This is a genomic window from Modicisalibacter radicis (assembly GCF_900961225.1).
Lineage (GTDB): Bacteria > Pseudomonadota > Gammaproteobacteria > Pseudomonadales > Halomonadaceae > Modicisalibacter.
In genome coordinates this window covers 123649-140857 of sequence record NZ_CAAHFN010000131.1, presented here as the reverse complement: position 1 = coordinate 140857, position 17209 = coordinate 123649, and the positions used below count along the sequence as shown (strand labels likewise).

The following is a 17209-nucleotide window of genomic DNA, read 5'->3' as shown; positions in this document are numbered from 1 at the left end:
CGCCTACCCCGAGCGCCCCTGGCGCTCGGGATTCTCGCGACACCCGTCGCCCGCGCCCTTCCCCGCCACGCCCCGCTCGCCGGTCAGTGCGCCTTCCCGCCGCTCGGCGAAGAACGCCTGCAGCAGACGTTTCGACTGTGAGGCCAACAGCCCGCCCTCCACCGTCACCTGGTGATTGAACCACGGCTGGGCGAACAGGTTGGCACGCGACTCGACCATCCCCGTGCGCGGCTCGGCAGCGGCGTAGACGACCCGCGCCAGGCGTGCGTGGATGATCGCTCCGGCGCACATCATGCATGGCTCGAGGGTCACGTAGAGCGTGCAGCCATCGAGACGATAGTTGGCAAACCGCTCGGCGGCGTCGCGCAGCGCGCGGATCTCGGCATGAGCACTGGGGTCGTGGCCGCCTACCGGGGCATTGTAGCCACGCCCGACGATCTCGCCCGAGTCATCGACCACCACCGCGCCCACCGGCACTTCACCGGCGGCCTGCGCGGCGCGTGCCTGATCGAGGGCGCGATGCATGTAGTAGCTGTCGCTGCGCATGACGGGTGTCTCGGGTATCCTGTCGAGCCGCCCATACTACATGTGCAGCCCATACGTAGGGAGACAACGCATGACTCAAGCACTCGATGGCCTGGTCCAGCTGCTGGGCATGGAAACCCTCGAGGAGAATCTGTTCCGCGGCCACAGCCAGGATCTGGGCTTTCCGCAGCTGTTCGGTGGCCAGGTACTCGGCCAGGCGCTCTCGGCGGCCAGCCAGACGGTCGATCCGGCACGCCGCGTCCACTCCCTGCACGGCTATTTCCTGCTCGCCGGCGACCCCCATCATCCGGTGATCTACCAGGTCGACCGGGTCCGCGACGGCGGCAGCTTCGCCACGCGCCGGGTCAGCGCGATCCAGCACGGCAAGACGATCTTCTTCTGCAGCGCCTCCTTCCATGTCGAAGAGTCCGGCTTCCACCATCAGCCGACGCGCCCGTCGGTGGCCACACCCGATGAGCTGATCGCCGAGGGCGCCAGGCCCGAACGCTTCGCCGGGCATCCCATCGAGTTCCTGCACCTGCCCGACGACAGCGAGAACGGCACGCCGAAAAAGCGCCTGTGGTTCCGGCTCTCCGGCGAGCTGCCCGACGACGCCACCCTGCATCGCTACCTGCTCGCCTACAGCTCGGATTTCAACCTGCTGACCACCAGCCTGATCTCCCATGGCACCTGGTTCGGCGACCCGCGACTGCGCATCGCCAGCCTCGACCACGCGCTGTGGTTCCACCGCGACGTGCGCATCAACGACTGGCTGCTCTACGCCATGGACAGCCCCTGGGCCGGTGGCGGCCGCGGCTTCGCCCGGGGCAGCATCTACGACCGCGAGGGCTATCTGGTCGCCTCGTCGGCCCAGGAAGGGCTGACCCGGCTCAAGACGTCGTGATCCAGTCCATGAAAGGGGGATTTCCGTGGTGCCCGTGATCCTCGCTGGCCTGCTCGCCCGACCGTAGAGGCGACTAAGGAAGCGCTGAATAAATCGGCGAGCAGTGTAAAGCACGAGGCGTACGGAGCACAGGAACCGGAGCCTATGGGGTATAGGTGAGGATTCCGCCCGGGCTGGCGCACCAGCACCGCACAACAAAGTGATTTGCCTGCGCAGCCATTTATGCAGTGTTTCCCTAACCCCGATCCGCAACGCATCCTCGATATCGGGGCCACCAAGCTCGGCTAGTGCCATTCGTCCAGCCAGGCACTGCCCCGGCACTGCTGAGTGTCTCGAACGCCGCTTCGAGCGAGGCCATGCAAGCGGCACTGTCGCTGCCGACATGCATCGCCTCGCCCACGGCGACATCGCAATTGCGCGGCACCAGCAGCGCCTCGCCCTTTGGCAGGGCCCGCCCCAGGCCGCGTAGCATGACAGGCGTCAGCGGTATCTCGGGGCTCTCCTTGAGCAGATGAAAGACGCCTTTTTCAACGGCTGCATCGCTTCGGGCCGGCCTCGACTTCCCTCCGGGAACAGGATCACGATATCGCCCGCCGCCAGCGTCGCACGGCAGTCGGCCAGCGGATCGCACCGGTCGCCACGGCCATCGCGGTGGACCGGAATGATGTCGAGGCCCTGGGTCGAAAACCAGGCCAGCCAGCGGTTGGCGAGAAAATAATCCGCCGCCGGGTTGAGTACCGGCAGCGCCAGCAGAGCCGCCAAGTAACCGATGCAGTAGATCGCCAGCATCACCATCCAGTGGATCACCCCCGCCGCGCGGATGACCCCCTAACTGTCGCCGAGCAACAGCATGCGTACCGGCAGAAACAAGAAAACGTAGACCGGCACGAAGATGCTGAACATGCCGTACCACGCCTGCCATATCCACGGGTACTGCACGGGGATCGCCAGATAGGCTCAGAACAGCACGCGGCGATCCACCTGGCGCTTCGGCACGATCGAGAAGAACTCCTTGAGCGCCAGGTAGCTGAGGCAGGCGAAGAAGACGATACCTGCTTCGCGATTCAACAACAGAACGACGAACAACAGGCCGATCATCCACCACCAGGAGCGGATGCGCTGCTTGAGTTCCAGCCAGTCGCGCTGCGGATAGCGCTGACGGAGCCACACACGCGACAGGCTGGCGACGCACAGCACCAGCACCACGATGACCACCGTCCCGACGTGGGGCGCGATCTCAAACATCCTCGCCCCTCGCCGGCAAGACAGAGATAACAGGGAACTGACGATAAAGCCCGCCGTTCTGGTCAGCCTGTTTACCCCCGGTGCTGCACTTATTGCCCGAATTCAGGAGCCACAAGTTTCATTGCTATCCATTGGCCCTGATCGTATTGGGCAACAGTACGCGTACCAACACAAACAGCCCTCCCGCAATCCGGTTAAACCAACGGGCTCGACCTTCCTCATAAGCCGGGGCCGTTCCTTACTGACATACACACCACACTGTAACTTTCGGTACACTGCTTGCCCGACTGACAGGGAGTGTGGCCATGGGAGGGGTTATTATCTTTGCCCTTGTTCTATTTGGCATAGTAATATCGGGGGCGATTCTGGGGTGGATCGCCTTTTTTCAACAACGTGAACTGCGCGTTCAGATTACGGCTTTGCAGGAGCAGTTGAACAGGCCTGAGCGCAATGCCGTTCCCGACCGGCCGAAACCGACGTCACTCGAGCAACCGGCCGGCAATTCGTTGTCCCCGGAAACGACAGTCAGCGACGTTCAGGCGGGACAACGTCCACCCCCCGAGCCACCTCCGGTACCACCACAACCTGCTGCCGAAAAGCCAGTTTATTCCGGGCATGAGCCCGACACCGGGAAGACAGGTGCCGGCAACACTGACCCCCTCGCGAATTACGCACCCTGGCTGGCACACCTGAAGGAAAACTGGATGGTGTGGCTGGGTGGCGTCAGTGTCGGCCTGTCTGGCATTTTCCTGGTCAGGTACTCCATTGAAGCCGGACTGCTGGGCCCGACCACTCGCATTGCACTGGCGATCCTGTTCGGCCTGGCTTTTCATGGTGTGGCGCTGTGGAAGCGGCGCCAACTGGACCAGTACAACGACGTGCTGGCCGCGTTGGCGGGCGGCGCGAGCATTATTCTGTACGCAGCCCTGCTGGCGGCCCTCCACCTTTACCAACTGTGGCCTGCCGGGCTGGTCTTCAGTCTGTTGCTGGTGGTGTCCCTGGTGACCATGGGGCTGTCACTCATCCACGGCCCGGTACTGGCGACCCTCGGCATGCTCGGCGGTTATGTGGTTCCGATACTGGTCGACACCGGCAGCCAGAACATGCTCGGGGCCTTGATCTACAGCCTGGTGATCACCGGCTCGTCACTGGCACTGCTGCGTTATGTCTATCGTCACTGGCTCTGGCTGGGCATCATGGCGGGCGCAGCCGGCTGGTGGGCCCTGTCACTCACCTCATCTGTCGGCCACTCAATACAGCTGGTCTATTTGGCGCTGGTTGCCTACGGTTTCCTGGCGATCCCCGACTCGGACTGGCGCCTGGTGAATAGCCAGGCGGACGAAGAGCCACCCCTGATGGCGTGTTGCCACCAGAACATGTTCTTTTCCAGCCTCACCCGGAACGTCTATACGCTGGCAACCTTCGTTGCCGCCTCCGGTCTATCCATCGCGGTGTCTGAGCCATCCCCGGTGATCGCCCTGTCGATCCTGCCGGCACTCATTCTCTGGATCTGCCGTCATAATCCCGGGTTCAGCCTGATCGCCTGGCCGACGTTTGCGGCAACGGCCATCGGCATACTGCTCTGCGCCCTGAGCCTGGATATTGGCGTACATGTGCGCCAACTGTCCGCGAGTGAAGCCAGCCAATTCGCCGGCGCCCTCGCCGTTCTGGTCGGCCTGTTCAGCCCCGGGGCTCTTTGGAACATAAAAGTCAGCAAGCACAAAGGCTACTGGTCATCCCTGGCGTTTCTGGCGCCGGTGACAGCCCTCTCCATTGCCTACATCGCGCTGACGGACATGGACACACACTGGCAGTGGGCTGCTGCCATGCTGTTGTTGGGCGCCGGCTATCTCTCGATCGCAAACCGGCAGGCGAGCAAAGAGGTGCCAGTGTCGGTCACTGCGGCGCTGGTCATCAGTGCCCATCTGGCCTATTCACTGGCGGCCGTCATGGTCCTGCGGGAAGCGACCCTCACCCTGGCGCTGGCCCTTCAGGTGGTCACGCTGTCGCGGCTCCACCAGAGGTTCACTCTGCCGGTGCTGCCGTACCTCGTGAAAATCGTGCTGGGTGTCGTCATTGTGCGGCTGACCATGAATCCCTGGCTGCTGAGCTATCCCACGGATTTCCACTGGAGCCTGTGGGTGTGCGGGGGCTCCGCCCTGGTGGTCTGGGTGGCGGCCTACTTCACCCGGCCGGAGGATCCGTTGCGCCCATGGTTGCAGGGTGCAGGCCTGCACCTGCTGGCGCTGACACTGATCTATGAAACCCGTTACCAGTTGTATGATGGCGATATTTTCCGCCACACCTACAGCTATCTGGAAGCGGCCCTCAATATGGCTGCCTGGGGATTGATCGGCAACGTGTACCTGTACCGGGCAAGGGCGGCCCAACACTTTCAGAACTACTACCGGGTCTGTGCGCACCTTTTGCTCGCCGCCGCAGCCCTGACCTATGCCGGCGCCCTGTTGCTGTTCAAGAACCCGCTCTGGGAACCCGCGGCAATTGCCTCCACGCCCATCTTCAATAGCCTGTTGCTTGCCTATGGGCTACCGGTGGCTCTTGCCGCCATCAGTTATTTCCTGCTTGAAGGCCGGCTCCGCAAAATTGCCGGCGCCACCACCGGGGCCGCACTGCTGTATTTTGTGTCCATTGAGATCCATCACCTGTGGCAGGGACAACTGAGCATCAACAACGTCATTAGCGATGGCGAACACTACACCTATTCCATGGCTTGGCTGCTGTTGGCCGTCGCCGGCACCATCGCCGGCATCCGGTTCCAGACACAGCCGCTTTACAAGGCGGCGATGCTGTTGCTGATGCTGGTGATCGCCAATATCTTCCTGTTTGATATGTCTGATGTGACCGGCCTGTGGCGTGTCGCCTCGTTTATGGGGCTGGGGCTTTGCCTGCTGGGCCTGGCCTATATTCACCAGATCATCCGGAAAGGCCTGCAACCCGCCCCGGCCCGGTTGGAGGGCGGGGTGGAGTAATCCAGGGGGCTGCGGTTATTACCAGTAGCCCAGGATTTTCCACCACAGGCCACCGACAACCACCCAGATCAGGAGGTTCACCAGGCTCATCACGAAGCCGGCCTTCCACCATTCGCCCAGCCCCACGTAACCGGAGCCGAAGATCACCGGTGACGTGCCGGTGGCGTAGTGGGTGAGTGTCATCATGATGGAGGACGTGGCCGCCATCATCAGCACAAATGCCATCGGCGGTGCGCCCAGGCCAAGGCCGACCACCAGGAATGCCCCCATCATCGCGGTGATGTGCGCGGTGGTGCTGGCAAAAAAGTAATGGGAATAGAGGAACACCAGCACCAGAAGGGCGGTGGAAGCCGGCCAGCCAAGACCGGTGCTGACAATACCCTGCTGAATGGCTCCGGAGAACCAGTCAATCACTCCCAGCGTGTTCAGTTGGGTGGCCATCATGACCAGCGCGCCAAACCACACCAGGGTATCCCAGGCACTCTTTTCAGCGAGCACATCCTTCCAGTTCAGGACCCCGGTCACCAGCAGAATGGACAGGCCGACAAACGCGGTGGTGGTGGAATTCAGCTTGAAGGCATCACCCAGGATCCAGGCCGGCACATCCGCCCACAGCAACAGCAGCACCAGAAACACGCCAAGCATGATGCCCTCGTCCCGGGTCAGCTTGCCCAGACTATCCAGCCGCTCGCGGGCGAAGTTGACGGCATCCGGCGTGGATTTGATCTCCGGCGGGTACATCAGATAAAGCACCAGCGGCATGAGCGCAATGGCCACCAGGCCCGGCAGCAGCATGGCCAGGGCCCAGGTGGTCCAGCTAAGGCTGATGTCGCCCCCGGTGGCATCGGCAATCAGCTTCACCGTCAACGGGTTGGGCGCTGTGGCGGTAATGAACATCGCCGAGGTAATCGGGTTGGAATGGTAGTTCACCAGCGCCAGGTATTTGCCGATCCGGCTGGTGTTGTCGTTGTCCGGCGTGCAGCCGAAACTCTTGGCGATGGACAGCATGATCGGATGGATAATCGCGCCGCCGCGTGCGGTATTGCTGGGCGTGACCGGCGCAATCACCAGTTCTGACAGCGCCAGGCCATAGCCGATACCCAGCGTCCGCTTGCCGAACAGCGCAATGAAGTAGTAACCGATACGCTCGCCCAGGCCGGTCTTGATCAGGCCCCGGGCAATCATGATGGCCACGGCGATCAGCCAGATCAGCGAATTGCTGAAACTGCCCAGTGCGTCACGAATGGCGGTGCCGGAGTTATCACTGGTGACACCACTGACAGCCACCACCGTGATCGCCACAATCGACACAGCCCCGATGGGCATGGCCTTGCCAATGATGGCGGCAATGGTCGCCACGAAGATGGCCAACATCAACCAGCCCTGGGAGGACACACCCTCTGGTGTGGGGATGAACCCGATCGCAATACCGATGGCGATCGCGATGAGAGCGGGAATCAGGCGGAAATCACTTTTCGCAGTCGGTTTCACGAACAGTCCTTACCGGTTTGGGCAGGTGTGCCAACCCATTCCAATGGCCTGGGTCAGGTGGGAGCCCTTTCAGACTATGTGCCGACGGCCAGGACTGTAAATGATCTGGGACAGTTCCCGTGGACACTCAACTACCTGAATACCCTCTGGAGATGAGCGCCTCGGCCAGGCGCGCCAACTGTGCAGTGACGACGCCGGCGACAACGATGTCACGGGGAATCAAGCTCTGTCAGAAAAATCGGCGAGCGATGGCCAGACAAGGCAAAAATTGACGAAAAAGCGGAGTTTACAAGTCGTAAATGAGCATTTTGACCGGGCTGGCGTACCAGTCGATTTTTAACGCCGTATGGGCGGGCGCAGACATTTTTCAGACAAAGCGTAATGATAAAGCCGGCACCCCGAAGAGGGCGCCGGCTTGGAGCATCACGGAAGCGCCGGAATCAGCCGGCGTCTTTGAGCGAGGCCATGTCGATCACGAACCGATAGCGCACGTCGCCCTTCTGCATGCGCTCCCAGGCGGTGTTGATATCCTTGATGTCGATCATCTCGACATCGCAGGTGATCCCCTTCTCGGCGCAGAAGTCGAGCACCTCCTGGGTCTCGGCGATGCCGCCGATCAACGAGCCGGCCAGCACGCGGCGGCGGAAGATCAGGTTGGCACCCATCACCGCGGGCTCCAGCGGCTGCAGCTGGCCGACCAGGATATGCGTGCCGTCGTACTTCAGCGCCTGCAGGTAGGGATTGACGTCGTGCTGCACCGGCACGGTATCGAGCATGAAGTCGAAGGTCTCGGCGACCGCCGCCATCTGCGCGTCGTCGGTGGAGACCACCACGTGATCGGCGCCATTGCTCTTGGCCTCGTCGACCTTGCTCTGCGAGCGGGTGAACAGGGTCACCTCGGCCCCCAGGGCCTTGGCCAGCTTGACGCCCATGTGGCCCAGGCCGCCCATGCCGATCACCCCGACCTTGTGGCCCGGCCTGACGCCGTAGTGCTTGAGCGGCGAATAGGTGGTGATGCCGGCACACAGCAGCGGCGCGGCCGACTTGAGATCGATCCCCTCGGGCATGCGCAGCACGAAGCGCTCGCTGACCGTCACCTTGTCGGAATATCCGCCCTGGGTGAGGCTGCCGTCGTGGCGATCCGGGCTGCCGTAGGTCATGACGAAGCCCTCGGCACAGTACTGCTCGAGGCCGTCGTTGCAGGCCTGGCAGTGACGGCAGGAATCGACCATGCAACCCACGCCGACCAGGTCGCCCTCCTTGAAGTTGCCGACTTCGCTACCCACGCCGGTGACGCGGCCGACGATCTCGTGGCCGGGTACCACGGGATAGGCGGCTATCCCCCAGTCGTCCTTGGCGAAGTGCAGATCGCTGTGACAGACACCGCAGTAGAGAATATCGATGGCGACGTCGTCGGGGCGCGGCTCGCGGCGCTCGAACGACCAGGGCACCAGAGGCGATGTGGCATCGTGGGCGGCGTAACCCTTGGCTTGTGACATGCGGGACTCCTTGTCCATACGAATAACGCCATGCAGTGTGACGATCCCTGGCGTTCCCGACCATGCCGGATCCTGCGTCATTTCTGCCCGATTCTCTGCAACCGTCGAACATCTGCCGCCCAAGGCGGGATTTTTCATGCACAATCGTACGATCAGGACTATTTCACGCTACGAGGCCAGCTCATGGACACGCTGCTTGCACCGACCGGCGCCGCTCTCTGTGATACACCCCAGGAACCGGATGACCTGGGCCAACGCATGGCTGGCCTGATTGCCCCGCTGGCCACCGGCGAAGGCTTCATTTCCACTGCCTTGCCCGATGTACAGGTCGTGGCCATGCAGTGCAGCCAGCCGCGCACACCCTTGATTTACGACCCCAGCCTGATCGTGATCGCCCAGGGCCGAAAAATCGGCTATCTGGAAGATCGTGTCATTCACTATGGTGCCGGCAACTACCTGATCCAGGCCCTGCCACTGCCCTTCGAGTGCGAGACACTCGTGTCTCCCGACCAGCCCCTGCTAGGCGTGTCGATTGGCATCGACCGGCTCGTGCTCGATGAACTGGTTCGCACCATGCAGGCGCGGCGCATGACGCCACCGGCCAGATCGCCGGTGCCCATGGCGGCCGTGCCCATGAGCGCCTCTATGGGCAATGCCGTGCTGCGCCTGCTGGAGTGCCTGCATGATCCCCTGTGCTGCGAAGCGCTGGGGCCGGGGCGGGTTCGCGAAGTGCTGTTCGAGGCACTGCGCGGACCACAGAGTGACGCGCTGTGGCAACTGCTTCAGGACGCCGGCAAGTATTCGCGCATTGCCGATGCCCTGGCCTATCTGCACCGCCATTATGCCGAGCCGGTTTCCGTGGAGCGGCTGGCGGACGAGGTCAACATGAGCGCGTCGCATTTCCACCATCACTTCAAGCGAACCACCCAGCTCGCGCCCATGCAGTACCTGAAGCGCCTGCGCTTGCTCAAGGCCCGCGTACTATTGGGGCAGCGCATCCATAACGTCAATCTCACCGCCGCCGCGGTGGGCTACCAGAGTCCGTCTCAGTTCAGCCGCGACTACAAGCGCTATTTCGGCAACAGCCCAGCCAACGAACGCCCCGGCTAGGCTCCCCTGCTCGTTCAGGCCAGCAGAAACCAAAGCCCCTGCAGGAAATAGAAACCGCCGATCACGGTGACGATCCAGCGCGTCCAGTAGCGGAAGTTGGCATCGGTCAAGCGACGCAGGACGGCGTTGCCCGAGCGCGTGCCGAGAATCGCGAACGGCACCGCCAGCGCCACCATGCCCCATTGCCCGCCGCTCAGGGCAAGCGCCGAGCCGGCGTAGAAGACGATCTTGATGGCATGCGAGATCACCTGCACCGCCGCCTTGGTGGCGACGATCTGGCGCCGGTCCATGGCGGTGCGAATGAAGAATAGATCGATGGTCGGCCCCGAGACGCCGGCGGCGATGGTCAACCCGCCGGCGACGATGCCGCAGCAGAAGGCGTGGCCCGGTCGCGCCGCGTCGAAATGGAACCAGGCCTTGGGGATCCACACCAGGATCGGCATCACGCCGAGCAACAGCGAGACGATCATCGTATTGGGGTGATAGCCGATCAACGCCAGCATGACCGCCGACAACGCCCCGCCCGAGGCGATGATGGCGACGATCCGCGCATCGATGTAGTGCCGCGAGAACCACGCCCGGGAGGCGTTCGCGCACAGCTGGATGACCCCGTGGACGACGATCGCCACGCTCGCCGGCAAAGCCAGCAGCAAGAACCACAGCAGAATCAGTCCACCGGCCATACCGAAGATGCCGGACAGCAGGGAGGTCAGGAAGACGACGGCGAAGAACGCCGGGGCAATGAGCAAGGACACGATAATCAGGCCAGCGAGTAGTTGCGAAGAAGTTGCGACAGTCCATTTTCGCATAGTTCCGCACAGAGGTCGGGCAACCCTCGCTGCCCGGCACGCCCGGCGTGAAACCAAGCACCGTCCTCCGGGGCCCCCCTGTCGCGGCCTGGCCCATGCGAGATCCGACAAGGCGACGTGACGCCCTCGGCCCGGCCCGTACCCGTGGGCCGGAGTAGCGTTTACTGCAAGCCTTGCAAGCGGAAGAAAGGCTTTGCCCCGCGACAGGCGGGCGGATACGGTAATTGCTTGACTGCACATGGACGCGACCGGCGCGTCGGTTCGGCTACTGCATCGCCACGCGGATGAAAAGAGCCTTGATAGACCCTGTACCCCTAATCGGTTCCAACGATAACTGCCAGACGACATCTTCCCGGGCCGGGGCCTCGGCTGTCGGTGAACCGCTCCAGGTGTCCGATCAGAGGCTGGCCCAGATGGGTGGCGATGTCGATGCCACGCTGCGTGACGGCCCGCGATGGTTGCGCTTCAGCCCGGGCCTGGAAGCGCTGTTCGAGCACGAAACCAGCGCCGCTCGCGCTCGGCAGCTGATCATCGGCGGCTGGCTGGCGATGATCCTCTACAACGCCTTCCTGCTCACCGACTACCTGGTGCTGCCGGACATCTTCAATAGCGCGGTAGTCGTCAGGATCGGCATCGTCACACCGTCGACGCTGCTGTTCATAGCCCTGCTCAAGCGAGGCATGTCGCCATGGGTGCGCGAAGCGCTCGAAGCGGCGTTCACCCTGTTGGCCGCGATCAGCGTCATGATGCTCATCTCGTTCAGCCAATCGCCGCTGGCGGCCTATTACCATACCAGCCTGGCGCTGTTCATCCTCTTCGGCAACGTGGTCATCCGGCTGCGCTTCTGGTACGCGCTGACCACCTCGCTGGCGATCGTCGTGGCCTATATCGCCGTACTCGGTTCGCACGCCGACATCGCCTATCCGGTGCGACTGATCAACACGGTCACGCTCGGTTCCTGCGCGCTGTTCACGCTGTTCGCCAATTACATACTCGAGCATGACCTGAGGCACAGTTACCTGCGCGGCTTGCAGGAGCGGGTACGGCGTGCCGAGCTGGCGGCCAGCAACATCGAACTGACGCGCCTGTCGCACTCCGATCCACTGACCGGGATCGCCAACCGCCGGGAACTCGACCGCTACCTGAAAGCCCTGAGTGAAACCCCGTTGTACGGCAACGTCGCGGTCATTGCCTTCGACATCGATCACTTCAAGCCCTACAACGACCGCTACGGCCACCCCGCCGGGGATCATTGCCTGACCCAGGTGGCGCTGATCCTGCACGGGCGGTTGGCGCGCAGCGTCGATCGCGTGGCGCGCACCGGCGGCGAGGAGTTCGTCGTGCTGCTGCCCGGTGCCAGCCAGGCGGCCGCACTGGTGATTGCCGACGGCTTGCGCCAGGCGGTCGAGGACGCCGCGATACCCCATGCGGCGTCGCCGGTGGCGTCGGTGGTCACCTTGAGCGCCGGCGTCGCCCAGGGGCCGTCCAAGGACGCGCCAAGCGCAGTACTCGCCCGCGCCGATGCCGCGCTCTATCGCGCCAAGCAGGCCGGTCGCAACCGGGTCAGCGATTGAGCCCAGCGTCCAGCGCTCAACCACCCGGCTCGCCCAGGGCCTTGTACATCACCAGTGCGTCGACGAAGCCATGCCGCGGGTGACGGAAGGCGCCGGGCAGCCGGCCGACCTCGTCGAAGCCATGGCGCTTCCACAGGCGTATCGCACCTTCATTGGTGGCGACCACCAGGTTGTACTGCATCGCCCGGAACCCCCGCTCGCGGGCCTGGCGCTGCGAGTGTTCGCACAGCTGCCCGGCGATACCGCGACCGCGGGCGCTCCCGGCGACGATATAGCCGCAGTTGCAGACGTGGGCTCCCGGCCCGGGCTGGTTGGCCTTGAGGTAATAGCTGCCCAGCACCTTCGACCCCTCGACGGCGACGAAGGTCGCTGCCGGCGCCTCGACCCACTGCGCCCGGGCCGACGCCTCGCTGATATCGGAGGGGTAGGCGTAGGTCTCGCCGGCGCGGAAGACCGGCTCGATGATCGCCCAGACGCCCGCCCAGTCGTCCGGCTCGAAATGACGAATCGTGATCATGGTGTCCTTCTCTTCTATACCCGGGCACACGGCCTGACGCCGTGACGAGACACTACTTATGCCCATATTCATGGCTCATGCAACCCGCCGGGACCGTCGCCCGCGCGGCTTTCCAGCCCGGCTCCTTCCACCTTGGTAGCACCCGGGCCACTTATCCGTTAAGCTGCAGGCCCGCTGCCCCGCCGGTTTCCGGCCCCATCCCGCAGCCACCGAGAGAATTCATGAGCTTTGCTTCCCTGGGACTTTGTGCCCCGTTGATGACCGCCGTGGCCGAACAGGGCTACGACACGCCTTCGCCGATTCAGGCCAAGGCGATTCCCGCCGTGCTCGAAGGGCGCGACGTGATGGCCGCTGCCCAGACCGGCACCGGCAAGACCGCCGGCTTCACCCTGCCGCTGCTCGAGCGACTCAAGGACGGCGAACGCGCCCGTCCGCGCCAGGTCCGCGCGCTGGTGCTCACCCCGACCCGCGAACTGGCCGCCCAGGTCGGCGAGAGCGTCGCCACCTACGGCAAGCACCTGCCGTTGAGCTCGGCGGTGATCTTCGGCGGCGTCAAGGCCAATCCGCAGATCGACGCACTGCGCCGCGGCGTCGACGTGCTGGTCGCCACCCCCGGCCGGCTGCTCGACCTGTTCGGCCAGAAGGCGGTGTCCTTCGACCAGCTCGAGGTGCTGATCCTCGACGAAGCCGACCGCATGCTCGACATGGGCTTCATCCACGACATCCGCAAGATCCTCAAGGTGCTTCCCGCCAAGCGCCAGACGCTGATGTTCTCGGCCACCTTCTCCAACGAGATCCGCCAGCTCGCCAAGGGCCTGGTCAACGATCCGGTGGAGATCTCGGTGACCCCGCGCAATGCCGCCGCCACCACCGTGACCCAATGGGTCTGCCCGGTGGACAAGCAGCGCAAGCCGGCGCTGCTCAGCCATCTGATCCAGGAGCGCGAGTGGCACCAGGTGCTGGTCTTCACCCGCACCAAGCACGGCGCCAACAAGCTGACCCGCTATCTCGAGGGCGCCGGCATCGAGGCCGCGGCGATCCATGGCAACAAGAGCCAGAACGCCCGCACCAAGGCACTCAGCGGCTTCAAGTCCGGCGAGATCCGGGTCCTGGTCGCCACCGACATCGCCGCCCGCGGGCTGGATATCGACCAATTGCCCCAGGTGGTCAATTACGAGCTGCCCAACGTCGCCGAGGACTACGTGCATCGTATCGGCCGCACCGGCCGCGCCGGCGCCAGCGGCCAGGCCGTGTCGCTGGTTTCCAGCGACGAGAGCAAGGAACTCGCCGGCATCGAGCGGCTGATCAAGCAGAGCCTGACCCGCACGCCGATTGCCGGCTTCGAGCCCGGCCAGGCGGGCAGCGCGGCGGAAGCGCCGGCCGGGGAGGAGCGTCCGCGCCAACGCCGCAACGACGACGCCCGCCGCGGAACCCGCAAGCCCGCCGGACAGCCGCGCGGCAACGCCGACAAGCCGGCCGGCGACCGTCCGCGCCGCCGCCGGGGCGGTCGCGGTCGGGGTCGCAGCGCCAACCAGGGCGAATAAGCCGCGTCAGTCGCCGGGAGTCAGCGCCAGACGTTGACCCCCGGCGCACTGGCGAAGTCCGCACGCTGCGGCTCCACGATGCAGAAGCGATGCCCGGTGGGCGCCTGCATCACCACCCACCTGGACAGCCTTTCCACCACGCTGGCGCCCAGCGCCTGCAGGCGCGCAACCTCGGCCTCGATGTCGTCGCTTTCGATATCCAGATGCACCCGGCTGGGGTGAGTGACCCGCTGGATGAGCACCTGTGGCTGATCGGCAGGGGTAGCCAGCCGGGTATAGCGACCGTCGGTCTCGGCGATCTCGCACCCCAGCGCCTGGGACCAGAAATAGGCCGCCTCGTTGACGTCGTTCTGACCGTCGATGACCAGACACGCCAATCGGCTCTTGTGCATGATGGGGCTCTCCGTGGCAGGGGATAATGCTAACTATAGCCTGCCCCGCCGACGCTCCCTGCCCCTTCCCCTTTACATACGCGCCACGCAAGCGCCTATCTCACACCGCCGAGTCCGGTGGGGCAGGCTGGCAGCACCCCCGGGCAACGCCGTGGGAGAGCCGGATATGGTCGTCCAGCAGCGCCCTCGCGGCCGCTATGTCGCGGCTCAGCGCCAGCTCGACCAGCTCGCCGTGCTGACGGTCCAGCACCTCGCGCACCGCCGGGTTGGGGGGCGCCAGACGGCGGTAACGGTCGAACTGATCGTGCAGCTGCTCGATGAAGCGCAGCAGCCAGTGCGAACCGCACGAGGCGAGTAGCGCGCGGTGAAAGCGCAGGTGCGCCTGTTCCCACTCCTCCACCCGATCGGGATGTTCGTCGGCCCGGCGCAGCCGATGGTGCGCCGCCAGCAGCTGCGATTCCCACTCCGGATCGCCCGCCTGGAAGGCCTGGGTCAGCGCCATGCATTCGAGCTGGGTGCGCAGCCCGGCGATATCGTCGAGTTCCTCGAGACGCATCGCCGGCACCCGGAATCCGCGCTGATTGACCTGCTCGAGCAGCCCGTAGGCCGCCAGCCGGTTGAGCGCCTCGCGCAGCGGGCTTAGCCCGACCCGATAGTGATCCTTGAGGGCGCTGATGGCGAGCTTCTCGCCCGCCGCGAAACGCCCGCGGATCAAGTCCTGCTTGAGCGTCTCGAAGATTCGACTCGAGGCCATGTCGCGACTGGCGGATGGCGATACGGTCATGGCGTGCTTCCCGTTGCAGTGTCCAAGGCGGCTCCCGGTGCTCCTCCTGTCAGGATTTCCGTGGCGCTATTGGAGCGCCGCTCGAATCCTGTGTTGACGTTAGCCAAGTCGCGCGCCATAGTCATCTCAAGAAAATCGATTTTTTATATTCAAAACGATTTATAACACAACAATCGATTGGAGACGGCATGTTGACGCCCTTTTCCCCGGCAACGCCCTACCCCTCCCAGCGCAGCGCCAGCTATGCCCGTCACGGCATGGTCGCCGCGTCCCAGCCCCAGGCCAGCCAGATCGGCCGCGACATTCTCGCCCGGGGCGGCAACGCGGTGGATGCCGCGATCGCCACCGCCGCGGCGCTGACCGTGGTCGAACCCACCGGCTGCGGGATCGGCGGCGACGCCTTCGCGCTGGTGTGGATCGCCGATGACAACGGCGGGGCGGGCAAGCTCCACGGCCTCAACGCCAGCGGCACCGCACCCGCCGCGCTGACCCCGGAGGCGGTCGCCGGGGCCGGCTTCGAGACCATGCCGCTGTATGGCTGGACGCCGGTCACCGTGCCCGGCATCCCTGCGGCCTGGGCCGAGCTGTCGCGGCGCTTCGGCAAGCTCGACTTCCAGACGCTGCTCGCCCCGGCGATCCGTCTGGCCCGCGAGGGCTTTCCGGTCTCGCCGGTGATCGCCAGCCTGTGGCAGCGCGCCGAGTCGACCTTCCGCGAACACCTCGTCGATGCCGCGACCGCCGGCTGGTTCGAGACCTTCACGCCGACCGGGCGCGCCCCGCGCGCCGGCGAGTGGCACCGTTGCGAGAACCAGGCGCAGACCCTGGAAGCGATCGCCGAGACCCGCTCCGAGAGCTTCTACCGCGGCGAACTGGCCGCACGCATCGATGCCTTCTCCCGCGAGACCGGCGGCTACCTGCGCGCCGCGGACCTCGCCGGCTACCAGCCGGAGTGGGTCAAGCCGATCGCCGCCGACTACCGCGGTCACAAGGTCTGGGAGATACCGCCCAACGGCCAGGGGCTGGTCGCGCTGATGGCGCTGCGCATCCTCGAGGGCTTCGAGGTCGACAGCCGCGACAACCCCGAGGTGCTTCACCGCCAGCTCGAGGCGATGAAGCTTGCGTTCGTCGACGGCCAGACCCACATCACCCAGCCCGAGCACATGACCCACAGCGTCGAGGCGCTGCTCGGCGACGCCTACACCCGCGAGCGCCGCGCGCTGATCGGCGAGCGCGCACTCGAGCCGACCCCGGGCACCCCGCAGGCCGGCGGCACCGTCTACCTGGCGACCGCCGATGACGACGGCAACATGGTGTCGTTCATCCAGAGCAACTATCACGGTTTCGGCTCCGGCGTGGTGGTGCCCGGCACCGGCATCGCGATGCAGAATCGCGGCCACAACTTCAGCCTCGACCCGAGCCACGACAATATGCTCGCGCCGGGCAAGAAGACCTTCCACACCATCATTCCGGGCTTTCTGACCCGCGACGACGGCACGCCGCTCGGGCCGTTCGGCGTGATGGGCGGCTTCATGCAGCCCCAGGGCCATGTCCAGGTGGTGATGAACCTGGTCGATTTCGGCCTCAACCCCCAGGCCGCGCTCGACGCACCGCGCTGGCAGTGGATGGGCGGCAGGCGCATCGGCATCGAGCACGGCTACCCGGCGCCGCTGGTGCGCGCGATGGCCGAGCGCGGCCACGACATGCAGATCGATCACGATCCGCGCGGCTTCGGGCGCGGTCAGATGATCATCCGCGACCCGGACAGCGGCATCTACTGCGGCGGCACCGAACCGCGCACCGATGCCAGCATCGCGGTGCTGTGACC

15 protein-coding genes are annotated in these 17209 nt (G+C 64.7%); 6 read left to right on the top strand and 9 right to left on the bottom strand.

The features are described 5' to 3' along the window. Positions 1 to 3 precede the first annotated feature (3 nt). Complete coding sequence (gene tadA / locus HR9077_RS20765; RefSeq protein WP_136069200.1) at positions 4 to 546, bottom strand: tRNA adenosine(34) deaminase TadA; 543 nt, start codon at positions 544 to 546, stop codon at positions 4 to 6. A 70-nt stretch (positions 547 to 616) separates the two neighbouring features. Here tadA and HR9077_RS20760 point away from each other — a divergent pair, with 70 nt between their 5' ends. After that, the gene (locus HR9077_RS20760; RefSeq protein WP_136069199.1) at positions 617 to 1429 is read left to right on the top strand and encodes an acyl-CoA thioesterase; all 813 of its coding nucleotides are present in this window, start codon (positions 617 to 619) and stop codon (positions 1427 to 1429) included. Positions 1430 to 1909: 480 nt separating this feature from the next. On the opposite strand, the gene HR9077_RS20755 is transcribed toward HR9077_RS20760, so the two are convergent. Together HR9077_RS20755 and HR9077_RS20750 are read right to left on the bottom strand one after the other, a co-directional pair. Then, on the bottom strand, positions 1910 to 2224 hold the full coding sequence (locus tag HR9077_RS20755; RefSeq protein WP_136069198.1) for a 1-acyl-sn-glycerol-3-phosphate acyltransferase: 315 nt from the start codon (positions 2222 to 2224) through the stop codon (positions 1910 to 1912). Between the two features lie 162 nt (positions 2225 to 2386). Beyond that, a complete protein-coding gene (locus tag HR9077_RS20750; RefSeq protein ID WP_136069197.1) occupies positions 2387 to 2674 on the bottom strand; it encodes a phosphatidate cytidylyltransferase in 288 nt (95 codons plus the stop codon). Between the two features lie 305 nt (positions 2675 to 2979). Between HR9077_RS20750 and HR9077_RS20745 the strand changes: the two genes are divergently transcribed. Then, entirely contained in the window at positions 2980 to 5664 is a 2685-nt protein-coding gene (locus HR9077_RS20745) for a DUF2339 domain-containing protein (RefSeq protein ID WP_136069196.1), read from the top strand. 18 nt (positions 5665 to 5682) lie between these two features. On the opposite strand, the gene HR9077_RS20740 is transcribed toward HR9077_RS20745, so the two are convergent. Further along, positions 5683 to 7155 carry a DASS family sodium-coupled anion symporter gene (locus HR9077_RS20740; RefSeq protein WP_136069195.1) on the bottom strand — a complete coding sequence of 491 codons (1473 nt, stop codon included), beginning with the start codon at positions 7153 to 7155 and terminating at the stop codon, positions 5683 to 5685. A 440-nt stretch (positions 7156 to 7595) separates the two neighbouring features. Beyond that, positions 7596 to 8654 (bottom strand): NAD(P)-dependent alcohol dehydrogenase, encoded by a 1059-nt coding sequence (locus HR9077_RS20735; RefSeq protein WP_136069194.1) that lies wholly within the window; start codon positions 8652 to 8654, stop codon positions 7596 to 7598. 183 nt (positions 8655 to 8837) lie between these two features. Between HR9077_RS20735 and HR9077_RS20730 the strand changes: the two genes are divergently transcribed. Continuing rightward, a complete protein-coding gene (locus HR9077_RS20730) occupies positions 8838 to 9764 on the top strand; it encodes an AraC family transcriptional regulator (RefSeq protein WP_136069193.1) in 927 nt (308 codons plus the stop codon). Between the two features lie 14 nt (positions 9765 to 9778). On the opposite strand, the gene HR9077_RS20725 is transcribed toward HR9077_RS20730, so the two are convergent. Then, a complete protein-coding gene (locus tag HR9077_RS20725) occupies positions 9779 to 10519 on the bottom strand; it encodes a TSUP family transporter (protein WP_136069192.1) in 741 nt (246 codons plus the stop codon). Positions 10520 to 10962: 443 nt separating this feature from the next. Here HR9077_RS20725 and HR9077_RS20720 point away from each other — a divergent pair, with 443 nt between their 5' ends. Continuing rightward, a complete protein-coding gene (locus tag HR9077_RS20720) occupies positions 10963 to 12147 on the top strand; it encodes a GGDEF domain-containing protein (protein WP_168381012.1) in 1185 nt (394 codons plus the stop codon). A gap of 16 nt (positions 12148 to 12163) precedes the next feature. Here the strand turns inward: HR9077_RS20720 and HR9077_RS20715 are convergent, their stop codons facing one another. Further along, the gene (locus tag HR9077_RS20715; RefSeq protein ID WP_136069190.1) at positions 12164 to 12664 is read right to left on the bottom strand and encodes a GNAT family N-acetyltransferase; all 501 of its coding nucleotides are present in this window, start codon (positions 12662 to 12664) and stop codon (positions 12164 to 12166) included. A 221-nt stretch (positions 12665 to 12885) separates the two neighbouring features. Between HR9077_RS20715 and HR9077_RS20710 the strand changes: the two genes are divergently transcribed. After that, complete coding sequence (locus tag HR9077_RS20710; RefSeq protein WP_136069189.1) at positions 12886 to 14208, top strand: DEAD/DEAH box helicase; 1323 nt, start codon at positions 12886 to 12888, stop codon at positions 14206 to 14208. 20 nt (positions 14209 to 14228) lie between these two features. Here the strand turns inward: HR9077_RS20710 and HR9077_RS20705 are convergent, their stop codons facing one another. Beyond that, positions 14229 to 14600 carry a VOC family protein gene (locus HR9077_RS20705; RefSeq protein WP_136069188.1) on the bottom strand — a complete coding sequence of 124 codons (372 nt, stop codon included), beginning with the start codon at positions 14598 to 14600 and terminating at the stop codon, positions 14229 to 14231. A 100-nt stretch (positions 14601 to 14700) separates the two neighbouring features. Then, positions 14701 to 15384 (bottom strand): GntR family transcriptional regulator, encoded by a 684-nt coding sequence (locus HR9077_RS20700; RefSeq protein ID WP_136069187.1) that lies wholly within the window; start codon positions 15382 to 15384, stop codon positions 14701 to 14703. A 188-nt stretch (positions 15385 to 15572) separates the two neighbouring features. Between HR9077_RS20700 and HR9077_RS20695 the strand changes: the two genes are divergently transcribed. Then, on the top strand, positions 15573 to 17207 hold the full coding sequence (locus tag HR9077_RS20695; RefSeq protein ID WP_136069186.1) for a gamma-glutamyltransferase family protein: 1635 nt from the start codon (positions 15573 to 15575) through the stop codon (positions 17205 to 17207). Positions 17208 to 17209 lie beyond the last annotated feature (2 nt).